At 71.3% G+C, this 369-nt stretch carries 1 protein-coding gene; it reads left to right on the top strand.

Annotation, left to right across the window (positions count from 1 at the left end):
• Positions 1-369: pyruvate kinase (locus tag C667_RS24045; protein WP_004393488.1), on the top strand; the 369-nt coding region annotated here is incomplete at both ends.

Raw genomic sequence — 369 nt, 5'->3', positions numbered from 1 at the left:
CGCCGGCCGCCCGGTGGGCATCCTCGCCGACCTGCAGGGGCCCAAGATCCGCGTCGGCAAGTTCGAGGAAGGCCGCGTGACGCTGACCCGCGACGCGCCCTTCATCCTCGACGCCCGCTGCGAGCTCGGCAACGCCCAGCGCGTCGGCCTCGACTACAAGGACCTGCCCAAGGACGTGAAGCCGGGCGACGTGCTGCTGCTCGACGACGGCCGCCTCAAGCTCACCGTGCAGCGCGTGGTCGGCCACGAGATCCACACCCTCGTGAAGGTCGGCGGCGAGCTGTCGAACAACAAGGGCATCAACCGCCAGGGCGGCGGGCTCACCGCGCCCGCGCTCACCGCCAAGGACATGGACGACATCCGCACCGC

The organism is Thauera phenylacetica B4P (genome assembly GCF_000310225.1).
Lineage (GTDB): Bacteria > Pseudomonadota > Gammaproteobacteria > Burkholderiales > Rhodocyclaceae > Thauera > Thauera phenylacetica.
The sequence above is the reverse complement of the archived record's forward strand: the minus strand, read 5'-3'. Positions and strand labels throughout refer to the sequence as shown.